2 protein-coding genes are annotated in these 1,279 nt (G+C 72.2%); both read left to right on the forward strand.

Going from position 1 to position 1,279, the window contains the following annotated elements:
* Positions 1 to 171 precede the first annotated feature (171 nt).
* Positions 172 to 771: a hypothetical protein gene (locus ABZ297_RS46825; protein WP_355361102.1), complete on the forward strand. Its 600-nt coding sequence runs from the start codon at positions 172 to 174 to the stop codon at positions 769 to 771.
* A 134-nt stretch (positions 772 to 905) separates the two neighbouring features.
* Positions 906 to 1,279, forward strand: a 374-nt coding sequence (locus ABZ297_RS46830; RefSeq protein ID WP_355361105.1) for an AMP-binding protein, incomplete at its 3' end; no start/stop codon positions are given.

A 1,279-nucleotide genomic window follows, 5' to 3' on the forward strand; every position in this document is an offset into this window, starting at 1 on the left:
TGTGTCGGTGCTGGCGCTGGTTTGGTTGGGGGGGCCCGCGCCTCCCTTCGGGGCTGTGGGCCGTCGTGGGGGGGGGCGGGGGGCGCGCGCGCCGGGGCCGGGGCGCCGGCGCCCGCCCCCCCCGCCGCGGCCGGGTTCGGGCTGGTCGCGCTGGTCCTCTCCTACACCTTCGTGGCGAACGTCGTCGAGCGGCCCGACGGCCTGTCGATCGCGCTGTTCTTCGTCGTCGCGATCATCGTCACCTCGCTGATCTCCCGCGCCACCCGCTCGACCGAGCTGCGGGTGACCAGTGTCGAGCTCGACCCCGAGGCCAAACGGCTGGTCGAGGCGCTGCCTGCGGGGGAGCTGCGGATCATCGCCAACGAGCCCGACGCCCGCGACGAGGCCGAGTACGCCGAGAAGGACCGCGAGACCCGCGACTACCACCACCTGCCCGACGACGAGCCGATGCTGTTCCTGGAGGTCACGCTGGGCGACACCTCGGAGTTCGCGTCCGACGTGCTGGTCCGCGGCGAGGAGCGGTTCGGGTACGGGGTGCTGACCGTGCACAGCGCGGCGGTGCCGAACGCGCTCGCGGCGATCCTGCTGCACCTGCGCGACATGACGGGGCGCCCGCCGCACGTCTACTTCCACTGGGTGGAGGGGAACCCGATCGGGGCGCTGCTGCGCTACCTGCTGTTCGGCGGCGGCGACGTGCCTCCCCTCACCCGCGAGGTGCTACGCCTGGCCGAGCCGGACCCGCGCCGCCGCCCGCGCGTGCACGTCGGCTGACGCCCTGAGGGGTTGCGCCGGAGGCGACGAGCCTGATCTGATCGATAAGTGCGCGGTTATGACGGGGTCTACCGGCAGAGCCTGTCCGACCCTGAGGCGTTCTGGGGGAGGCGGCTCTCGGCGTCGACTGGGACGTGCCGCCGTCCGTCGTGTTCGACGGCGATCGGTGGTTCCCCGACGGGCGGCTGAACACCTGCTTCAACGCGGTCGACCGGCACGTCGCGGCCGGGCGGGGCGAGCAGGTGGCGCTGGTCTACGACAGCCCCGTCACCGGCGTCGTCCGCCGTTACACCTACGACGAGCTGCTCGACCACGTCGCCCGGGTCGCCGGGATGCTGCGCGAGCTGGGTGTCGAGGCCGGCGACACCGTGGTGGTCTACCAGAATGTGGGCCAGTGCTCCGGCGTTTACGCAGGGGGTGAAGGGCCCACGTGGGAGTGCCCGCTAGGGCGCGAGCGTGCCCTGACCTTTCAGGTTTGTCGGCAGCAGCTTCACTCACACAGGTCGTT

The organism is Nonomuraea sp. NPDC005983, from assembly GCF_040614375.1.
Taxonomy (GTDB): Bacteria; Actinomycetota; Actinomycetes; order Streptosporangiales; family Streptosporangiaceae; genus Nonomuraea.